1 protein-coding gene is annotated in these 1,036 nt (G+C 37.5%); it reads right to left on the reverse strand.

Translation table 11 applies throughout. The annotated features are described in order from the left end of the window. Positions 1–208: 208 nt before the first annotated feature. Positions 209–712: a DinB family protein gene (locus BK127_RS42180; protein WP_076238585.1), complete on the reverse strand. Its 504-nt coding sequence runs from the start codon at positions 710–712 to the stop codon at positions 209–211. Between the last annotated feature and the right edge of the window lie 324 nt (positions 713–1,036).

Consider the following 1,036-nt stretch of genomic DNA (forward strand, 5'->3'; position numbering starts at 1 on the left):
TGGGATCCATATACATCATACCAAGGAGTCTTTTTATTTCTCAAACCTCGTATTTCTTCATAATAGGAATGCTGCCCGTTCGTACAGCGAGGCTGCCGATCCATGTTAGCAGCCTCGTTCTGAATATTTATTGAGCTATCTATAGTTCTGCGTTAGTTCAATCTATGTAAAACAAAACGGTATCTCCGGCGCCTAACTTTACTTTGTCTTATGGCCGTACTGGTCGACCCTTCCTCATTTTTGCTAAATACCCTATTTGCCCTGTATGATAATGGATCTCTCTGAACATCGCCATCATTAGGTTAAGGACTGTCGTCTCGTTAGTTACTTGGCTGTATGTAAGCGGAGGCAAATGGAGAAATGGTTGAGTTAGCAATAACGAGGGATTTGATTTCAACTGTTCAAGATATTGAAGGAGTATATCAAATGATTCTTGTGTCATTTTATATGCTTGCTCTTTTGACATTTCAAGCTCTCGTTTAAATTCCTTATCTCTGTCTCGCGTGTCCGGTATATTAAAAAAGATTGTTTCAATTCGAGAATGTACTGCACCTCTAATATGAGCAACAAGATTTGCAATGCTATTACTTTCAAGTCCTGGGGACCAAGTAATATCTTCTTCTACTAGTTCTTCAATCGCTTTAAGAGTCCATTTTTTTTCAGATCTGAATTTAACCGCCATGCTTTCAATTAGTTCGAAGGCGATATCCATAAGCACACCTCTCAATTTCCTTATTTTGTATATAGTAATACAGAACATTCGTTCCTATGGAAAAGCTTTTTTTCAGATAATTGAACTTCTCATTATCCTCCCGTTACTTCAATATAACAAAAGAAGAACTGCTCGTAGTCATCTTGATGAGCACTTCCGATTGATATTTCCATATTTCCTCCCCAATCAGTTAACATATTTTACCACACTTACTCTTTAATCAAAATAGTTTTATTGAGCATTCCTGCCCCTTAGCTTAATCAATTGTCAACCAAGGTTCAGTCCTCCAGATAGACTTCCTGGCAACAAAAATTGTGTTTGCAT

It is taken from the genome of Paenibacillus sp. FSL H7-0331 (assembly GCF_001956045.1).